The organism is Acetobacter sp. KSO5 (genome assembly GCF_044094635.1).
GTDB classification, from domain to species: Bacteria; Pseudomonadota; Alphaproteobacteria; order Acetobacterales; family Acetobacteraceae; genus Acetobacter; species Acetobacter cerevisiae.
In genome coordinates, this window is sequence record NZ_CP172014.1 from 1,267,537 (window position 1) to 1,287,069 (window position 19,533).

Genomic DNA, 19,533 nt, shown 5'->3' on the forward strand with positions numbered 1-19,533 from the left:
CGCGTGCGGGCGGAAAGGAAAACGGTAGTCAGCGCCGTCCTTCCCGCCACCAGCCTGCAAACAGCAGGCAGAGGGACAGGCCCAGCATCAGCCATGCAGGTAGCAGGGGCGTTGCACTTTTCCCCGTGACGACATGCGCGTTCCGGTGCGGGAAGCCCATCCAGTCCGCCCCGTGCCGGGTGCTGCCATCAGCCAGCCGCAGGGGCGGAACGCTGGGGGAGGCACTGTTATCCCCCGTCCAGAACACGCCGCCGCCAGAGGCTGAAACGACGGAGCCGATCCGGCTGGCTGTGGCCCGGAGATCTGCAAATTCCTGCGGGTCTGGCTGCACAGGGGCAGCAAAGGCTTTGTGCGTGCCGTCATCCACCTGCCAGATTCCGGGCTTATCGGCCTGCATGCGGCCCACGCTGAGGCCGGTTGCGTCTTCCTTATTTCCGGCGTCTTCCGCTGGCGGCTTTAAAGCCAGACTGATCGCAGGGCTGCCGGGCGGGGTCACGGTCACACTTTTTTGCGCGGCATCTGCCGTGCTGCGACGGGTAACGGTGAGTTCTCCTCCAGCAATCGCGGCCGTCAGTTGCTCTTCTTCCAGCTCCGGCTCTTTCATCAGCCAGTGTGAAATCCGACGCAGCAGTTCGGCCTGCGGGCCGCCACCACCTTCACCACGCGACCACAGCCAGATCTGGTCAGACAGCAGGAGGGCCACACGCCCCTGATCCACATGGTCCAGCACCAGCAGCGGAGCGTTATCCGGCCCGCTCATTAGCGTCTGGCCATGCGTGGAATCGGGCTTGAGGGCGCGATACCACGGACCCCACTGGCCAGGGACGGTCTGGGCTGTGTCTGCTGCACTGTTCTGTGGCGGCGCACCTGGCAGGGCAGCCGTGACCGGATGGCGGCGGCCTTCAGCCGTCAGCTTTGGGCGGAAACGCTGTTCGACCATGCCGCCTTCAGAGGGCACATGCGCGGGCAGAATGTCTCCCACAGGCGTGTCCTGCAACGTGCCGGGGCCAACAAATTCCGGCCCACCCGTCAGCAACAGGCCGCCACCTTTGCGCACAAAGCTGGCGATGTTGTTCAGATAGGCGTGCGGCAGAATGTTTCTGTTCTCGAACCCGTCCAGAATGATCAGATCAAACTGGTCGATTTTGTCCTGAAACAGCTCCCGCACGGGGAAGGCGATCAGCGCCAGATCAGAAAGGGGGGTGCCATCATCCTTGTCCGGCGGACGCAGAATGGTGAAGTGAATCAGATCAACGGACGGATCAGCCTTCAGCAAACGCCGCCAGACGCGCTCACCCTGATTGGGTGTGCCGGAAATCAGCAGAACGCGCAGCCGGTCCCTGATGCCGGTAATGTGGGTGACGGACTGGTTGTTGAGCTGTGAGACCTCGCCTTCCAGCGGGGCCACGGACAGGCTGACCAGCATCTGGCCCGGATGCGGCACGGGCAGGGAAATGTCCTGCGGGGAGCCTGTGCGCACGGGGATCACAACCGGATCCTCCCCATTCACCCGCAGGGTAACGTCTGCCTGTGCGCCGGGCGTGGTGCCCGGCCCGGCATCATCCACCTGCACGCGCAGTTTGGCGGGCTGGCCGACAATGGCGTAGGGCGGGGCTTGCAGAATGCGCAGTTGCCGGTCGGTTTCCTCGCCTTTGGCAGGCAGCAGGACATGCAGGGGTAGGGTGAGCCGTTTGCCGTCTGGCGTGGTGGGGCGCAGGCGGTCTGGTACGCTGGCCGGGATATCGGCCACCTGACCATCCGTAATCATGACCGCGCCTGCCAGCTGGTCCGGCGGAACATCGGCGGCGGCCTGTTCCAGCGCATCAAACAGGCGGGTGCCGTTATGGCCGGAATTGCGGACGGTGACGGTGCGCAGGTTCAGCCCATCCGTATGGGCCTGCGCCATCGTGCTGGCCGCCTGCCGGGCGATGGAGGCCCGTTGCCCGACGGACATGGAGGGCGACTGATCCACCAGCAGCAACGCCGTTTCCGGCAGCACATGCCAGCTTTCATGCAGGCGCTGCGGCCCGGCCAGCCATACCAGAACGGAGAGCATGGCCGCCAGCCGGAAGAAAGCCCCCTTGGTGCGGCGGAAAAGCGCATAGCCGCAGAGGATAACAGCAAGAATGCCAAGCGTTACCAGCACCCAGAGCGGCACCAGCGGAGCAAAACCAAGAGAGCGGGCGAGAGACTGAGGCATGGTGCTTATTCTCCCAGCCGCTTGAGCAACATGGGCACATGCACCTGATCGGCTTTGTAGTTGCCTGTCAGCGCATAAATGATGGTGTTGACGCCAAAGCGATAGGCCAGTTGGCGCTGGTCCGCACCATCAGGCAGGACGGCGAAGGGGGTATTGCCGCTTTCATCCACCGCCCAGGCGTGTGCCCAGTCTGCGGAGCCGATAATCACCGGGCTGACATCATCATTTTCGGCTTCTCCTTCCCGCGCGACCCAGACGGGCTGTTCCGCGTAACGACCGGGAAATTCGTGCAGCATATAGAAGGTGTGTGCCAGCAGATGATGGTCCGTCATGGTCATGAGCGGCGGAATGGGCAGGCCAGCCGTAACGCGACGCAGGGCCGAGCGCGTGCCGGGGGCATCACCCGCATAAGGGCCGGAAGGGTCAGTCTGACTGCCGGCATCCTGCCCCTGCGTATCAATCAGCACAATGCCGCCATGGGCCATGAAGGCGGTGAGGGCGGCGGTCATGGCTGGTGTCGGCGCGGCGTCCGGCGTGATGGGCCAGTAGAGCAGGGGGTAATAGCTCAGATCATCCTGCCCCGGCCTGACCCCATCCGGGTGGCCGAGCATGGCGGAGGTGCGGGCGTTGGTATAGTCCGACAAGCCCTGAAGCCCCTGCCGGGAGACGGCATCAATATCGTCATGCCCGGTGATGACATAGGCCAGCCGTGTTTCGAGCGCCGCTCCGGGGACAGGCGTCGGGCCGGAGGGGGCTGTGGCGGAAGACGGCGGGGACGAAACCGCTGCGGCATTGTCTCCGGAACCGGAACCGGAAGCTGATGCCGACGTGGAACTGGACGCTGTTCCGGCTTTCGTTCCAGTGGCTCCCGCGGAGGCCCCGACGGAGGCTGTTGGAGTATGCCCGGAAGACGCACTTTGTGCAGAGGCGAGAGCGGGGAGCGTCAGTGCACCGGCCAGCAGTAGAGACAGGCCATGTTTGCCCGCGCCGTGCTTTGTCATGGAGCGCAGAGAAAGGCCTGCACGCATGGCCAGAACCAGCAGGCCATCCAGCAGAAGCAAGACGGCTGCAGCACAGAGGAAGACCGGAGCCAGCGCCGTATCCGCCCTGCGTCCACCGGGGCTGGTGACGGTGCCGACCGGCGTTGCGGGGGTAAGTGCTGTGATCTGGCTGCTGGCATTCAGCGCACGGCGGGCGGCACGTGGACCATAGAGGCCGGGTGGATGGGCAGGAGAGACGGCTGTGCGGGCGAAGTCGCTCGCTTTCAGGCCGCGGGCTGCGGGCGGCGGCGGCCCGAGCACGCCGTCTCCATCCAGTGTGAGAACCGGGGCCAGAAGCGTGTCATCTGCCGGAATGGTCACGCCATTGGCGTGGTCTGTCAGCCTTTGCAGCATGGAGACAAACAGGCCGGAGAGCGGCAGGTTGGACCAGTCCGCCGTGCTGCTGACATGGAAGAGGATGATGTCACCCTTGCCCAATGCCGCGTGCGTCACCAGTGGCGTGCCATCGGCCAGCCGTGCCCAGCTATGGGCGGCGAGGTCCGCCACAGGGCTGGCCAGAACCTGCCGGGAAATGGTGACATCTGCCGGAATATCCAGCCCGTGGAACGGAGACGTAGCATCAAACGGGGCCAGCTTTTGCGGCGCGCCCCACGTCATGGTGCCACCGAGCTGGCGGGAGCCATCGAGCAAAGCGACGGGCAGCAGGTCAGCCGTTGGGTCTGCTGAAGGAGTGCCCGTTGCGGAGCGGGTTCCCGGTGTGTCTATATCGTCTCCCGCGGGGGCCTCAGGGGCAGCTTCAGCCCCATCTGCGTTTGCGCCATGTTGTGCGCCGGCCAGAGCGGGGCCAGCAAAGCGGATCAGTGTGCCGCCATTTTTCACCCAGTCCTTCACCTTCTGGCGGATGGCCGGGTTGGCCAGCGTGCCATCTGGTGCGATGATGACGGAGAGCGGCTGAGCGAGCAGGGTGGCCGGTGTGCCCTCATGAAGATCGGCCGTGGGGGCAAGGGCGCGGCGCAGATAGAACAGCGGGCCGATGAGCGGGGTGTCCGCTGCGCCGGAGGTCATGAGTCCGACAGGGCGCAGGCGATCCCCTTCATCAAACAGGAGCGTGGTTGCAGCACTGGCCTGACCGGCCAGAGAAAGCTGGTCAATCCGGTTGCGCACGGCTGTTGGCAGCGTGACGGGCACATCTATCTGCGAGGCGCCGGCAGGCAGAACCAGCGGCAGGACCGCCAGCGTGCCACCATCCTGCGCATGCACACGCACGGACAAGGAGCGTGGAGCGGGCTGTGGCAGAGCCAGAAGACGCGCCATCTGGGTGCTGTTGCGTTCAGCCGCCGGGGCAAGAGCCAGCACAGAGGCGTCCGGGAAATGGATTTCCTGCACCGGACCAAAAGCGCGCAGGGCGCGGGCAAAGGCGTCATCACCCGGGGAGGCGACGCCATCTGCCAGATAGAGCACGCTGCCATCGGCATGCGGCAGTTTGCTCAGCGCACGCGCTACGGCAGCGCGGTCTGTGCGCCAGGGGGCCGGGCGCATGCTGTCCAGTTCCTGCCGCACAGCGACGGCGGCGCGGGGGGCGGGGGGCTGGATTTCGTGGCCGTCGGCGGCGGGAGCGGTGCGGACAAACAGAATGGTGCGACCGGCGTGGTCGGCGTCATCCACCAGTCCTTGTGCTGTGGCAATGCGGCGGCCCCAGTCTGAGGCAGAGAACAGGCCATCATCCATGACCAGAAGCAGAGGGCCATGCCCGGTGCTGGGCAGGCGATCCCCCGGAAGCACCGGCTGAGCCAGCCCGAGAACCAGACAGGCCACAGCGGCAAGTCGGACCAGCAGAAGCCACAAGGGGGAGCGAACGGCGTCATTCTGATGCGGGAGCAAAGTGCGCAGCAGGGCGACTGCGGGGAAAATCTGGGCACGCGGAGCGGGCGGTGTGGCGCGGAGCAACCACCAGACAACCGGGAGTGTCAGCAGGCCCAGCAGGGCCAGCGGGGCAAGAAAGATCATGAGCGCACCCCGGACTGGCCAGACAGAAGAGCGTGAAGCGCCAGCAGCGTGGGCATGGGTGGTGCTTCCGTGCTGTGCAGAACAAGGTCATGCCCGTAACGGGTGGCGAGGGTGGCAAGCTGCGCGTTCCGGGCTTCGACCAGATGCACGTAGTCCTGTTGCAGGCTTTGCACGTTGGGCAGGTCGATCTCCGGTTCGCCTTCCAGCCCTTCAAACCGCACGCGGCCCTGATACGGCAGGGTGCGTTCAGCCGGGTCTGTCACCTGCACCAGATGAGTGCGAACGGGGCGACCGGCCAGATGATGCAGGCAGGTTTGAAAGGCGTCCTCCGCACAGAGAAAATCACTGACAACCAGCAGTTGTGCATAGCGTGGTAACACGGCGGAGGGAGGCAGTGCCGGACGCTTGGCCTCCGGTGTGCTGGCAAGCTGGGCCAGCCCTAAGGCCAGCCGTTCCAGCGGGCTGCCACCGGGGGGCAGAATGGCCGGGCCGGTGGGGGTGAGAAGCTGAACACGCTCCCCGTTCCGCAGCAGGAGGGCGGCGGTTGCGAGGGCAATCAGAATGGCGCTGTCCTGCTTTTCCGGCAGGGACGGGCTGGAGCGCCACACCATGGAGGGGGACAGGTCACACCAGATGAAAACGGTCTGGGCGGATTCGGCTTCTGTTTCACGCACATAGGCATGTGTGCTGCGGGCGGACTGGCGCCAGTCGATATGGCTGGCAGGCTCGCCGGGCAAAGCCTGCCGGTATTGCCAGAAGGTTTCTCCCCCGCCGGCGCGCCGCTGGCCGTGCTGCCCGGCAAACAGGGCTGCGGTAATATGGTCGGCCTGCAAGACCAGCCCCGGCAGACGCGCCGCCAGAGCGGAGGCCGTGTTGGTGCTGTTTGTTGCCAGAATCGGGGAGGAAACAGGCTGCCCGGTTCTGGGGCGCAAGGCTCCAAACAGACCGCCAGAGGAGTCAGTCGCGCTGCCGTTCGCTCCACGTCGTGCGGAGGGGCGCGCATCGGACGGCGCGCCCTGAGCGAACAGGCGGCGGAACAGGCTGGATGGAGAAAAAGCAGACCGGGCCAAAGGGTTAGCCCAGCCGGTTGACGAGCCGCGTCAGCACATCGTCCAGCTGCACGCCGTCTGCCCGGGCAGCAAAGGTCAGCGCCATGCGGTGCGCCAGCACGGGGCGGGCAAGGGCAATCACATCATCCAGACTGGGGGAGAGCCGCCCATCCAGCAGGGCGCGGGCACGGGTAGCCAGCATCAGCGCCTGTGCGGCACGCGGGCCGGGGCCCCAGGCGATCTGGCTGCGGAGGGTGTCATCCGGTGAGGTCTCCGGTCGGGCGGAGCGGACCAGAGCCAGAATGGCATCCACAATTTTTTCACCCACCGGCAGGCGGCGGACCAGAGCCTGTGCGTCCATCAGCCCGGTGGTGTCCATAATCGGCTGGGCCTGCGCGTCCTGCGTGCCGGTGGTGGCCAGAAGCATGGTGCGTTCGGCCTGCTCATCCGGGAAAGTCAGCGGGATTTGCAGCATGAAGCGATCAAGCTGGGCTTCTGGCAGCGGGTAGGTGCCTTCCTGCTCCAGTGGATTCTGGGTGGCCAGCACATGGAAGGGGCGGGGCAGCGGATGTTCGGCCCCGGCAATGGCCACGCGACGTTCCTGCATGGCTTGCAGCAGGGCAGACTGGGTGCGCGGGCTGGCACGGTTGATTTCATCCGCCATCAGCAACTGGCAGAACACGGGGCCGGGCACAAAGCGGAAGCTGCGGCGGCCGGAGGCGTCTTCATCCAGAATTTCACTGCCGGTAATGTCAGACGGCATCAGGTCCGGCGTAAACTGCACGCGGCGGGCATCCAGCCCCAGAACGGTGCCAAGCGTTGTTACCAGCAATGTTTTGCCCAGCCCCGGTGCGCCCACCAGCAGCGCGTGGCCACCGGCCAGAATGGCGGTCAGTGTCTGGCTGATCACTTTATCCTGACCAAAGATGATACGGGACGTTTCCTGCCGGGCACGCTGGAGGCGTTCACAGATCATATCCGCTTCACGCACGTCGGGCATGGTGGCAGGCTGGCTGGCGAGGGGCGATGTGTCTGATGAGGTCATGGGTCCAGTCTGACAGATACAGGGCTTACATCAAGCGGGGTATCATCCCTATATCATGCCCTAAGCAGTGAAACAGTCACGAACAGGATGATCCACCGGTGAATGCTGAAGGCCAAACCCAGAAGAATGCGGTGTCCCGTCACACCGCCTGCACGGAAAAAGCCGCAACGGGCGAGGCGCCGGGGAAGCTACCGTTTCTTATTCGTCGTGATGGCGTCTGGCTTTATCGCGGGTCCCCCATCAAGCGGAAGGAAATGGTCTGTCTGTTCGGCTCCTTGCTGACGCGGGATGAGGCGGGAGGGTATCTGCTGCGCTCCCCGTTTGAGACGGGCTATATTGACGTCGAGGACGTGCCCTTTCTGGCCGTAGAACTGGACTGGAAAGGCTGCGGCCGGATGCAGAAGCTCTGCTTTCGTACCAATGTGGATGAACCGGTGGTCGCTAGCCGGGAGCATCCGATTCGGGCCATCTGGAATGTGCCGAGTGAGGCCTGTGGCGATGGTGGCTGCCCTCCGTATCTGCTTGTACGGGCAGGAGAAGGCCAGTTCCCGATAGAAGCGCGGCTGTCCCGCCCTGTCTGGTATGAACTGGCGGCTTTAGCCGAGCCCGGCATGTGTCAGGGTGTGCCCTGCATGGGCGTGTGGAGTTGTGACTGCTTCTTCCCGCTGGCCCGGATGCCTGCCGAAAATTCCGACATATGATCACCGCACTGCAAGCCACGGAAACACGCCTTTCCCCGCAGCAAACGCACGCTCTGGGGCAAATCTGGCAGGTGCTGCCGGAAGCGCGTCTGGTCGGCGGTGTCGTGCGGGATTTGCTGGTGGGCCGCGCCGTGGCCGATATTGATATGGCAACCCCGGAGCCGCCGGAGCAGGTGCTGGAAACATTGAAAAAGGCCGGGATCAAGGTCGTGCCAACTGGTCTGGCGCATGGGACGGTGACGGCGGTGATTGACACAGCCCCGTATGAAATCACCACCCTCCGGCGCGATGTGGAGACGGACGGGCGGCATGCCGTCGTTGCGTGGACTTCGGATTGGCAGGAAGATGCTGCCCGGCGCGATTTTACCATCAATGCCATGTCGCGCGGGCGGGATGGCGTTCTGCATGATTATTTTGGCGGCCGGGACGACTTAGCGCAGGGCCGGGTGCGCTTTGTGGGGGAGGCCGCGACCCGCATTGAGGAAGATGCTCTCCGGATTCTCCGCTTTTTCCGTTTTCAGGCGCGGTATGGTGGCAGCCAACCGGACCCGGAGGCCATGCAGGCTATTACGCAGAATACGGCTTTGTTGCGCGGCCTTTCTGTTGAGCGAATCTGGTCCGAACTTAAACGGATTCTGACTGGCCCGAATGTGCCGGACGTGCTGACGCTCATGGATCAGGTCGGCGTGCTGGCGGTGCTGTTCCCGGAAGGCGTTGCGTGTGCGCGGCTGGTGCGGTTGGTGGAGGTTGGTGCCCCTGCCGATGCGGTCCTGCGTCTGGCGGCTCTGGCCCCGGAGGATAAGGCCGGGCTGGCGCGTCGTTTGAAACTCTCAAAGGCGGAGGGCGCGTTTTTGATTGGCGTGTCTGATGGTCCAGTGCCGGAACCCGGCATGACGGATGCCGATTTGCGCCGCTTGCTGGTGAAGGACGCACCGGAAGTGCTGCTGGGGCGCACATGGTTGCAGCAGGCGGAGAGGGCTGACGGCGTAGATCAGGATGACTGGCTTGCTCTGAGAAGCACGCTCTCTGCAATGTCTCCGCCAGTTTTTCCGCTGGCCGGGCGTGATGTTCTGGCCGCAGGCCACCCGCCGGGGCCGCAGGTTGGTGCGGTGCTGGAACAGGTGCGGGCATGGTGGCTGGCGGAGGGCTGTACGCCATCGCGGGAGGCCTGTCTGACCTTCCTGAAAAAGGTTTTAAAATCCCAAAGCTAGGGTGCCCCTTTGCATAGCGAGGCATGAGGCTGGTAGAGGTCTCGCATGACTTCTGCAAAGCCTGATGCTGCGGCTGCTGCCCGCCGCCGTTCCCTGCTGCCCGATGACTCACGCGTTCTGCTGCAACGCCTCTGGCGGGAGCAGGTGCGTCAACACCCTGCGCGTATTACTGCGGTGATTGGGCTGACGGTGCTGACCGCCGCTCTGACGGCTCTGTATCCGCTGGTCATTCAGCGGGCGCTGGACATGTTTGCCACACATGATTCCCGCATTCTGTATCAGGTGCCGTTGCTGGTGGTGCTCATCACCATTTCCAAGGCGGCCTCGCAATATGCGCAGACTCTGGCAGCGCAGGGGCTGGTGCTGGTGGTGATTCGTGGCTTACAGGGCGAGATGTTTGACCATCTGGTGCAAACTGACGTGACCCGTATTGAGAGGGAACCGCCTGCCAAGCTGGCCGCTCGCTTTACGACAGATGCCGTCTCCATCCGCGAGGCAATGATCCGCGCCGTCAATTCTCTGGGCGATGTGGTCACGGTGGTGGGGCTGATTGCTTCCATGTTCTACATGGACTGGGAACTGAGCCTGATTGCCGGTCTGCTGTACCCCATTGCCGCTGTGCCCATTCAAAAGCTCGGCAAGCGTGTGCGCCGGGCATCCGGTGGGATGCAGGAGAGAATCGGTGAGACGGCAGCCTTTCTGACGGAAAGCTTCTCTCAGGCCCGCACCGTTCGCGTGTACGGCATGGAGCAGAAAGAGAGCGCACGGGCCGCCCTGTCTTTTGATCATCTTTATAGCGCGATGCTGCGTATTACCCGTGGCCGTGCCCGTGTGGACCCTCTGTTGGAGGCGCTCGGCGGCTCTGCCGTGGCGGCTGTACTGGGTTTTGCGGGCTGGCGCGCAGCAATGGGCGGGGCGACGCTAGGGGACTTCTCCGGCTTTGTCGCGGCTCTGCTGCTGGCCGCACGACCGCTGCGGGCGCTGGGTGCGCTGAATGCGGCCTTGCAGGAAGGTCTGGCAGGCCTTGTGCGTGTGTTTGATGTGATTGATGAAAAACCGGCTGTGCTGGAACGGGCCGGGGCCACTACGCTGCCGCCGGGGCAGGGGCATCTGGCGTTTGAAGATGTCGGCTTTATCTACCCGGACGGGCGCGTGGGGCTGGATGGGTTGAGTCTTGAAGCCGCTCCCGGCTTTACCGTCGCTCTGGTTGGCCCCTCTGGCGCGGGCAAGTCGACGGCCCTGTCTCTGGTGCCGCGTCTGCATGATGTGACGTCTGGCCGGATCAGGCTGGACGGGGTGGACCTGCGGGATCTCACGCTCTCCAGTCTGCGGCATGCCATTGCCTATGTCAGTCAGGACCCGCTGCTGTTCGACCTCTCCATCCGCGATAATATTCTGATCGGGCAGGAAGATGCGTCCGATGAGGCCGTGCGGGAAGCCGCCCGAGCCGCTGCGGCAGAGCCGTTTATTCTGGCGCTGCCGGATGGGTATGACACGGTGGTTGGCCCCGGTGGCCAGCGCCTGTCCGGCGGCCAGCGGCAGCGCGTGGCGCTTGCTCGCGCTCTGCTGCGGAATCCGCGCCTGCTGTTGCTGGATGAAGCCACCAGCGCACTGGATAGCGAGAACGAGGCCGCCGTGCAGGAAGCGCTGAGCACGCTTCGCCATTCCCGCACCACCATTGTTGTCGCTCATCGGTTGTCCACCATCCGTTCGGCGGATCTGGTGGTGGTCATGCGGGAAGGGCGTGCGGTGGAATATGGCACGCATGACGAACTGATCGCGCAGGATGGTCTGTATGCCCGACTGGTCCGCACGCAGGGTCTGGATCGTTAAAGCGGGTCTTTTTTCCCACAGCGGATAAGGCTTTTTGGCTGGAATAGGGGCTGCGCGCTGCATGCACGCTTGAAGCCTTTTTCCGATCATGCCACATACTGACCGAACCGGTCGGTCAGCGGGGCGGGGGCGAGAGCTTCCGTGACTGGCTTTGTGTATGAAGTGTGTCTCAGGGACGGGAAACAGAATGGCCGAAGACCATAACGAACAGTCTGATGCAACGTCTGATAACGGGCAGGCCCCGCCGGAGAAAAAGAAAAGTGGGCGCGGCAAGGTTATTCTGACATGCGTTGTTATTGTGCTGGCGGTGGCGGCCGGGGTTTACTGGTTCCTGACGCGCAATGAAGTGGAAACGGACGACGCCTTTACCGCAGGCCGCGCCGTCTCCATCGCCCCGCATGTGGGCGGCTATGTGACGGAACTGCTGGTGAACGATAACCAGTTTGTTCGCAAAGGGCAGGTTCTGGCCCGCATTGACCCCAGAGACTGGCAGGCTGCGCGTGATAAAGCCGCAGGCCTTTTGGAAAAATCTCAGGCCGGTATGCAGGCCAGTGACATGATGCACATAGTTGCCATGCAGAGCTATCCGGGGCAGCTGGTCCGCGCGCAGGGGAACCTGGCGGCTGCCAAAGCGCAGTTGTTCAAGGCGGAAACCGATTATAAACGGCAGCATTCAGTCGAGCGCGCCGCAACCTCGCAGCAGGATATCGATTACGCCCGCGCTGCGCTGGAAGCCGCAAAAGCGCAGGTGCAGGAAGCGCAGGGTGCCGTGCAGATTGCCACCCCGGTGCAGCCGAACATCAGGAACGCGCAGATTACGGTCAGCCAGCAGGAAGGTCAGGCCAAAGCGGATCAGGCCGAGCTGGATAACGCAAACCTCAATCTGGAATGGACGGTGATCCGTGCTCCGTGTGATGGCTGGATTTCCCAGCGTAATCTGGAGCAGGGCAACTACGTCCGCGCCGGGCAGGTTGTGCTGTCCATTGTGGAGCCGGAAGTCTGGGTTATGGCCAACTACAAGGAAACGCAGATCACCCGTATCCGCCCCGGTCAGACGGTGGATATCAAGGTGGATGCCTATCCGTCTCTCAAACTGCACGGGCATGTCGATTCCCTGCAGAAGGGTACCGGGGCAACCTTCAGCGCCTTCCCGCCTGAAAACGCGACCGGCAACTACGTGAAGATCGTGCAGCGTGTGCCGGTGAAAATCCTGATTGATGACGGTCTGGACCCCAACCAGCAGCTGGCTCTCGGCATGTCCGTGATCCCCGTTGTGCATGTGGATACGCAGGGCCATTCCGACGCCGCGCCGCAGGATGTGCAGCAGGCCGTGGCGCAGCGCCAGAAAGCAGCCTCCACAGCTGGTCATGAGACCGCCGCGCAATGAGTGCTCAGGACGAGGTCGCCGCCGGAGGGTGGAAGCCCAAGCATAATCCATGGTCCGTCGCCTTCATTGTGACGATGGCGGCGTTCATGGAAATTCTGGATACGACAATCGTCAACGTGTCCCTGCCGCACATCGCCGGGAGCTTATCCAGCACCTACGATGATGCGACATGGACGCTGACGGCTTACCTCGTCGCAAATGGTATTGTGCTCACCATCTCCGGGTGGCTGGGTAAGGTTTTTGGCCGAAAACGGTACTTTCTGATCTGTATTGTGATGTTTACGGTCTCTTCCTTTCTGTGTGGCATGGCCACCAGTCTGGCGGAGCTGATTGTATTCCGCATGATGCAGGGCTTCTTTGGGGGAGGCCTGCAACCCAATCAGCAGTCCATTATTCTGGATAGCTTCCCGCCGGAAAAACGCGCGGCAGCCTTCGGGCTGACGGCGATTGCTGCGGTGGTCGGGCCGGTGATTGGCCCGACGCTGGGCGGCTGGATTACCGATAACTTCTCATGGCGCTGGATCTTCTTCATCAACGTGCCGTTCGGGATTCTGACAACGCTGGGTGTGGCGGCTCTGGTGGAAGATCCGCCGTGGGCCAGAAAGCGAAAAGCCCCGGTTGATCTGATCGGTATCAGTCTCATCACCATCGGGTTCAGCTGTCTGGAAGTGATGGTGGACCGTGGGGAAGATGCCGACTGGTTCGGCTCCACCTTTATCCGCGTGATGTGCGTGCTTGCCGTGCTGGGGCTGGGTGGTGCCGTGATGTGGCTGCTGCATACGGATAAACCTGCGGTGGATCTGCGGGTGTTCAAGGACCGCAACTTTGCCGTGGGCACGGCGATGATGGGGGCGATGGGCGCACTGCTTTATTCCTCTGCAATTATCGTCCCGCAGTTTGCCCAGCAGGTTATGGGTTACACGGCCACGCTGGCCGGGCTGGTTCTTTCTCCGGGCGGGATTGCGGTCATTATCCTCATCCCGATTGTGGGAAAGCTGATGAGCATTTTCAGCGTCCGTAGCGTCATCGCGTTAGGTTTTACGCTGATGGGGCTGTCGCTGTTCTTCTCAGCACAACTGACGCCGCTGCTGGATTTTAAGCATCTGGTCTTCTTCCGTATGAGCCAGACGGCATGCCTTGCGTTCCTGTTTGTGCCGCTTTCCACCATTGCGTATTCCACTATTCCGGGACATCTGAATGCGGATGCGTCGGCGCTGTTCAGTATGTCGCGTAACGTGCTGGGGTCTCTGGCTATTTCCGGGGCCACGGCGCTGCTGATGGAGCGCAAACAGGCGCATCAGGCGCATATGGTCCATTGGATGACGCCTTATAACCAGCCGTATAATGAGTATCTGACGCAGGCCCAGAACGCAGGCATCAATCGGGGGCTGACGCCTGAGAGTGCGCAGGCTGTGGCCCAGCATGTGCAGTATCTGGAGTTCTCCCGTCAGGTTGCCATGCTGACCTATAACGAGGTCTTCATGATCCTCGGGATTGGCGCGTTCCTGTGCGTGCCGTTCTGCTTCCTGCTGTCCAACATCAAAAGCGGCGGCAAGCCGACGGGCGCGCACTAGAGTGCGCTGTAACTCGTGATTCAAACAGATTGAATCACGAGGTTCCCGGAGGGCGAGGGAGGCCCGCCTTGATGCCGAACCTGATCTAATCCTTGCCGCTTTGCGCACGGCGCAGGAAGCCGCATATGCGTCAACCTCATCACAGCATGCTCTAAAAGCCGGTTGAGACGGAAACGACCCCGGCAAAGCCACCGCCCACAAAATAGGTGGGGGCCTTTCCCGTAATGGTGGTGCCGTAAACTCCCTGTGTGGTGCGGGCGTTTGCAGAAACACTGTTAACCCCCGACAGATAACCCGACTGACCAAGATTGATCAGGTTGAGCTGGATCTGGGGAGAGCGCGCAAAGCCTACCTGCCGCAGCCGGTAGCCCATGCTGAGATTGGCCGTCATAAAGCCCGGAATACGCTCATCATTCATAAAGGTGGAATAGGTGGGGCCCACGTAATTGAGCGTGAACTGACCAAACAGATGCGTGTCATCATAGGACAAACCAAGACTGCCGGAAAAATCGGGGGTGCGAATGGCCTTTTTGCCGCGTGTGGGCAGGTAGTCCATGCCTGATTTCAGGTTATTGTCGATGGTGGCGTGAATATACTGGCCCGAGAGATAAGGGCTGAAATGGTGCCAGGGCTTGAGGCCGACCTCAAGCTGTGCGCCGCGGGCTGTCTGCCCCCCTCCGTTGAGGGATTCCGTCACCAGCGCACCATTCAGGTTGCTTGTTGTACTGATCTGGCGATTTGTAAAATTGTAATTGAAAAGGGCGGCAGAGACGTTGACCTGCCCGATGTGGCGGTAGCCCACTTCTTCACCAATGGAATATTCGGGCCGTGTGTCACTGGTGGCGCTACGGGTCTGTGCGCCGGTGGCGACGCTGAAACGGTCATTATAGCTGGAAATGCCAGAGGGGGCGCGGAACCCCGTTGTCCCGTTCAGGAAGATCTGGTCGTGGGGCGTCAGGTCATAACTGGCGGAAAGCTGTGGCTGGGGCGAGAAATAGCTGGCCCCGTTGCGGTAGCGTGCGCCTGCAAGCTGATTGCTGACGGTGCGCGTAACCATAATGGCGCGAAACGTGGCGGAAAGCGTCAGTCGGTTGGACAGGGCACGAAAACGGTCCTGCACAAACAGGGCATTCACCTGCTGCACCAGATGCGAGTTGTAGGATGTCAGCGGGTCTCCTGATGCCGTCAGAATAGGGTAAGAACCCCGCATGTTGGAAACCCCGCCATCTGCATTCACTGCGGCATAACGGGAGGGGTTTGAGTAATCATAATAGGAATACCACGCGCCCCCTGTCAGGCTGTTGCGCCCTGCATCCCAGCGCAGGGACGCCGTGATGCCGGAATGGGCCTGCTTAAAGGTATCCGTCGCAACTGCGGTAATCAGGCCTGTTCCGGGGGCAGCACTGGCCTGTAGCGGCCCGGCGGGCTGGTTGCCCTGATAGCTGTGCTGCGGGTCAAGCGTGGTGCCAAACCCATCATACCCTGAGACATAAATGAAATAGGGTGTGAGTGAGAGATGGAAATGCTGGCTCAGCCTGAATTCCAGAGGGGCTGTCAGCAAGGTCTGGGCGCGGGCGTTCTCCTGCAACAGGTAATAGGAACTGTCACCCTCCGTATAATGGGATGAATAATTGAAATGGGTGCCACTGGCATTCCACTGCGTACGCGTCGGTGCGCGCAGGTAATATTGTCGCTGCCGGTTGAAGGAAAAAATGAACGAGGCCGAGCTGCCCTTGCCCCATTCCCGCAGCAGGCGGCTGTCCACATGGTAGCGTGGGCTGTCTCCGGCCCCGCGCCACTGGTTGGCATTGCGGTAGGAAAAGGAGGCAAAGCCGGTTACCCCTGTATGCCCTATTTCTCCACTATCCAGCCGCAGAAATTCTCGGTTGAGCGCATAGGATCCGTAAGAGAGATCCATAAAACCGCCTGCTGTTTTGCGCGGTTTGATCATGTGTACACTCAGCTGGCCGCCTACTGCGTTATAAAGCGGTGCCGTCGCTTCTGCTGCGCCCTGTGTGAGGGTAACGGAACTGATGTTTTCCGTATCTGCCGTGGCGGAGGTGTAAGGCATCAGGAAAAGCGGCGGGGCAGCGGGCACGCCTTCAAACAGATACCCGATTTCCGTCTGGTCCAGCCCGCGGATGGAAAGGCCCTGCTGGTCATCATTCGTGCCGAGCGGGTCATTGGCGGAATAAATCACGCCGGGCAGGGCGGCAATCATGGCCGTGGGGCTCTCAGTGGGGCTTTGGCGGGCAATGTAGTCTCGCGTCAGGCCGCTCTGCGCGTGGGGCGCATGCTGTTGCGGCATCAGGCCACCGCCGGCAGTGCGGCCCGTGGTGCCATCTGCGGTGGTATGGCTTTTGACGGTAACGTATTCCGGGTGCGCAGGTGCTGAGCTTTTCTTTTTCTGCTCGCGTGTTGTTTCTTCCGTTGTGGTGCTGGATATTTCCGTAGCGGCATCCGCCTCAGGCGTACCACACAGGCCGGATAATGCCGTTGCCAGCATAAGCATGGAGACGAGAGTGCTGTCGGGAAAAGAAGAGGAGGCGCGCGGCATGCAGGTCAGACTTTTCATCGGATTTTATTGATTTTTTCATAGCCTATCGGTCTTCTGGGAAGACTCAAATGTTATATCATAACATTTCTGTTAGGAGGCCTGTGAAGCATCGTCCAGCCTGCCTGCGCGCGCATTAAAGGTGCTTCGGGCGGTAGATACGGAAAGGGGGAAAGAGACGTGCTCTTCCCCCTTTTTTGTGCCCGCATGATGCGCCCGGGCTTTTTGTAAAACTCTGGAGATAAGCCCCGGTTTTGCGTGCCGGGGTTTATTGCATCAGACCGGTGTGCCGGGCTTGATATCGTAGGCTTTCTGGACAATTTCCGGGCGTGTGCCCAGACCGTCTGTGACTTTCTGTGTCCAGGCGGCGTCCATCTGTTCGCGCTGTTGCGGGATGATTTCCTTCGGCTCCACGTTCCGATAGGACTTGATGCTTCCGTTGATGACCCCAACTGTGGTTTTGAAAACCGGCTCCGGATCATACTGCTCATGCGGGAAGGCAATTTTACTGTAATCGAACAGGCGTTTTGACGGATCGTCTTCCCAGCTTTTCCATGTGTCAAACATGCGGTCATTAAAGCCGGTGAGGAACGGGCCGGGGTTGACGGTGGCAACCTCAATACCGAATTCGCGCACTTCCTGACTTAAAGATGCGGCAATGGCTTCCACCGCATGTTTGGAAGAGGAATAGGCTGCGGTGAAAGGATCTGCCGTGAGGCCTGCCACGGAGGACATGAATACGACCTTGCCCTTTTTCTTCGCCACCATTTTTCTCAGGACAATCTGCGTCAGCAGGACCGGGCCGATAATATTGACTTCATACTGACGGCGCAGGTTTTTAGCCGGGATATCGGCCACAGCGCCGCCTTCGGAAATGCCGGCGTTATTCAACAGAATATCAACATCCCAGTCTTCGGCCTTCTGGCGATCGCCATCATGCGTGACATCAAGCTTTTCAACCTGAAGCGTGACATTGCGGCTGCGGGCTTCTTCTGAAAGTTCGTAAACCTGCGGGGCAATTTCCACACCAGCGATGACGTCAAAGCCTTCGGCTGCAAGACGGAGAGCAACTTCACGGCCAAAACCCGTGCCTGCGCCTGTAATCAGGACTGTCGTCATGGTGTTTTCCTTTAAGCTTAAGGGAAGGGTGCTGCCGTCACGCCAGACAGCCCCCGTTGCTTAAAGGGACGCACAGCCTCGCCCGGAGTTCCGATCAACTCTCAGGCGGTTCTGGCAGGGGAGATATGTTTTTAGAGAAAAATGGGGATCAGACTGGCGTTGCGAGCGGCCCGAAATCCTGCACCAGACGCTCATAAATCGGCTTTTTGAACCCGACATTGCCGGAGGGCAGGTCGGCCAGTTCGATCCACTGGAAAGCATCAAATTCCGGGGGTGTCTGGGCGTCCAGCCGGATATCGGCATCGGTGCCGGTAAAGGCCAGCGCAAACCATTTCTGGGTCTGCCCGCGGAAGCGGCCACCCAGCGCCTTGCCGATCAGATAATCCGGCAGATCATACGTAATCCAGTCCGGATGTTCCTGCAGGATGCGCAGCGTGCAGGCATCTAAGCCCAGTTCTTCCTGCACTTCCCGGAAGACGGCTGTTGTCGGGTCTTCCCCTTCATCAATCCCGCCTTGCGGGCATTGCCAGACGCCTTCGGAAAGCGGGCCGCCTGCGCCGGGCTGGTCCGTGCGGCGGGCGATAAGGATACGGCCATCGGCCCGAAAAATCATGGCCGCGACATTCGGGCGGTAGGGCAGGCTTTCTGCCTTAGGGCTGGTGCTCATTGCGGAAGTCCGAGAGAGGTGGGGCCGTTCTGGGCGTTGGGTGTGGCGTTGTGAACGTTCACATGCATGGCGCCAGTTGCGGCTGTGGGCGGCGGCGGTGCCGGAGGTTTTGCTGGGGCTGGCGGCGGTGCGGGAAGGGGGGCAACCAGCATGCTGACGGGCACCAGCGTAATCCCGACATTGGTCAGATGCGGAATCCACGCCTTGAGGCAGGAAAGAGCCACGGGGCGCAAGGGGCCGATAACGCCAATGGCGCGCCCGTTCTTGCGGGCCAGCTGCTGGAGCCTGAGAAGCTGAATGTCGATCGTGACGATATCTGCATCGGTATTAATGGCGACATCAGCCGTGCCAATCAGCCCCGGCCCGTCGGACGTGGTTGCGGGTGTGGCGTTCAGATAAAACAGGCCGCGCTGATGCACGGCTGAGAGAATGGGTTTGAACGCCGGAGAATGCGGATATTCCCCGCCATTCTGCCCGGAAAACGCATTTGTCACCCCGGCATAGCCCGCCAGATGAGAGAGCGTTTCGTTCAGGTTCTCAATGTTTTTTCGCTCAGGCAGAGAGGCTTGCAGGGCATTCGGCAAAGCCTCTTCACCCGCGGCCTTGCCATTGGCAGGGCGGTCCTGCATCGGCAGAGAAAGCAGTGTTTCATGGTTATGCGTTCTGGCGCGGTCCATCAGGCTGCTCGGGTCCGACGCATACGGGGAAATAGCCAGAGAAACCGGGCCGGGTAGATTATCGATGGCCTGATTGCTCAGTTCATCATCAGATTGTCCAATGCCATCAATCAGTAGGGCGACCTGTGCATTGCCTGCGGGGACCGGCACTGCCGGTGCGGCATACACCTGCCGGGGCAGGAGGCCATGCGGACCGACTTTGGGCAGGGCAAAGCCCCCGGGGCCAAGGTCGCTTGTCAGCAGATCCCCCATGGGGGCGGGAATGTCCGTTTTGCTGGCTAATGCTGCAATGGCGGCGGGGGAGGTGGTGCCAACATCAATATCGTCCCCGCTCACCTCAGCATAAGGCGGCCCCATGATCTGCAGGGTGAGGGCAACAACCCCCGCCAGCGCCGTGCATCCGCCCCAGAAGTAGATAAAAGCGCGGCCAGATGCAGGCATCTTCTGCCACAGAGAAGCCCCGGAGGGCTTCCCGGGCGTGCCAGGAGATGAGCTGGACATAAGGGCG

13 protein-coding genes are annotated in these 19,533 nt (G+C 61.7%); 5 read left to right on the top strand and 8 right to left on the bottom strand.

Annotation, left to right across the window (positions count from 1 at the left end; genetic code table 11):
- Window positions 1-28 precede the first annotated feature (28 nt).
- The 4 genes from ACHQGU_RS05805 to ACHQGU_RS05820 are packed head-to-tail and all read right to left on the bottom strand — an operon-like array spanning window position 29 to window position 7,302.
- A complete protein-coding gene (locus tag ACHQGU_RS05805; protein WP_395496133.1) occupies window positions 29-2,200 on the bottom strand; it encodes a VWA domain-containing protein in 2,172 nt (723 codons plus the stop codon).
- A gap of 5 nt (window positions 2,201-2,205) precedes the next feature.
- Window positions 2,206-5,208 carry a DUF4159 domain-containing protein gene (locus ACHQGU_RS05810; RefSeq protein WP_395496134.1) on the bottom strand — a complete coding sequence of 1,001 codons (3,003 nt, stop codon included), beginning with the start codon at window positions 5,206-5,208 and terminating at the stop codon, window positions 2,206-2,208.
- Window positions 5,205-6,278, bottom strand: coding sequence for a DUF58 domain-containing protein (locus ACHQGU_RS05815; protein WP_395496135.1), 1,074 nt, complete (start codon window positions 6,276-6,278; stop codon window positions 5,205-5,207). Before ACHQGU_RS05815 ends, ACHQGU_RS05810 begins: the two co-directional genes overlap by 4 nt.
- Before the next feature lie 4 nt (window positions 6,279-6,282).
- Window positions 6,283-7,302 (bottom strand): MoxR family ATPase, encoded by a 1,020-nt coding sequence (locus tag ACHQGU_RS05820; RefSeq protein ID WP_301272436.1) that lies wholly within the window; start codon window positions 7,300-7,302, stop codon window positions 6,283-6,285.
- A gap of 131 nt (window positions 7,303-7,433) precedes the next feature.
- On the opposite strand from ACHQGU_RS05820, the gene ACHQGU_RS05825 reads away from it, so the two are divergent.
- The 5 genes from ACHQGU_RS05825 to ACHQGU_RS05845 all read left to right on the top strand — a co-directional run bounded on the left by ACHQGU_RS05825 (window position 7,434) and on the right by ACHQGU_RS05845 (window position 14,008).
- Window positions 7,434-8,003, top strand: a complete 570-nt coding sequence (locus tag ACHQGU_RS05825) for a DUF1285 domain-containing protein (RefSeq protein WP_231866271.1) — start codon at window positions 7,434-7,436, stop codon at window positions 8,001-8,003.
- Window positions 8,000-9,214: a CCA tRNA nucleotidyltransferase gene (locus ACHQGU_RS05830; protein ID WP_395496138.1), complete on the top strand. Its 1,215-nt coding sequence runs from the start codon at window positions 8,000-8,002 to the stop codon at window positions 9,212-9,214. The genes ACHQGU_RS05825 and ACHQGU_RS05830 overlap by 4 nt, the downstream gene beginning before the upstream one ends.
- A gap of 45 nt (window positions 9,215-9,259) precedes the next feature.
- The gene (locus ACHQGU_RS05835) at window positions 9,260-11,047 is read left to right on the top strand and encodes an ABC transporter ATP-binding protein (RefSeq protein WP_395496140.1); all 1,788 of its coding nucleotides are present in this window, start codon (window positions 9,260-9,262) and stop codon (window positions 11,045-11,047) included.
- Between the two features lie 187 nt (window positions 11,048-11,234).
- Window positions 11,235-12,434 (top strand): HlyD family secretion protein, encoded by a 1,200-nt coding sequence (locus ACHQGU_RS05840; protein WP_082782849.1) that lies wholly within the window; start codon window positions 11,235-11,237, stop codon window positions 12,432-12,434.
- Window positions 12,431-14,008, top strand: a complete 1,578-nt coding sequence (locus ACHQGU_RS05845; RefSeq protein ID WP_062141807.1) for a DHA2 family efflux MFS transporter permease subunit — start codon at window positions 12,431-12,433, stop codon at window positions 14,006-14,008. Before ACHQGU_RS05840 ends, ACHQGU_RS05845 begins: the two co-directional genes overlap by 4 nt.
- Window positions 14,009-14,159: 151 nt before the next feature.
- On the opposite strand, the gene ACHQGU_RS05850 is transcribed toward ACHQGU_RS05845, so the two are convergent.
- From ACHQGU_RS05850 to ACHQGU_RS05865, 4 genes are all read right to left on the bottom strand, one after another.
- Complete coding sequence (locus ACHQGU_RS05850; RefSeq protein ID WP_395496142.1) at window positions 14,160-16,565, bottom strand: TonB-dependent receptor; 2,406 nt, start codon at window positions 16,563-16,565, stop codon at window positions 14,160-14,162.
- A gap of 273 nt (window positions 16,566-16,838) precedes the next feature.
- Entirely contained in the window at window positions 16,839-17,681 is an 843-nt protein-coding gene (locus ACHQGU_RS05855; RefSeq protein ID WP_395496144.1) for an SDR family oxidoreductase, read from the bottom strand.
- Window positions 17,682-17,829: 148 nt separating this feature from the next.
- Entirely contained in the window at window positions 17,830-18,348 is a 519-nt protein-coding gene (locus tag ACHQGU_RS05860) for an RNA pyrophosphohydrolase (RefSeq protein WP_395496146.1), read from the bottom strand.
- On the bottom strand, window positions 18,345-19,526 hold the full coding sequence (locus ACHQGU_RS05865; protein WP_395496148.1) for a divergent polysaccharide deacetylase family protein: 1,182 nt from the start codon (window positions 19,524-19,526) through the stop codon (window positions 18,345-18,347). The genes ACHQGU_RS05860 and ACHQGU_RS05865 overlap by 4 nt, the downstream gene beginning before the upstream one ends.
- Between the last annotated feature and the right edge of the window lie 7 nt (window positions 19,527-19,533).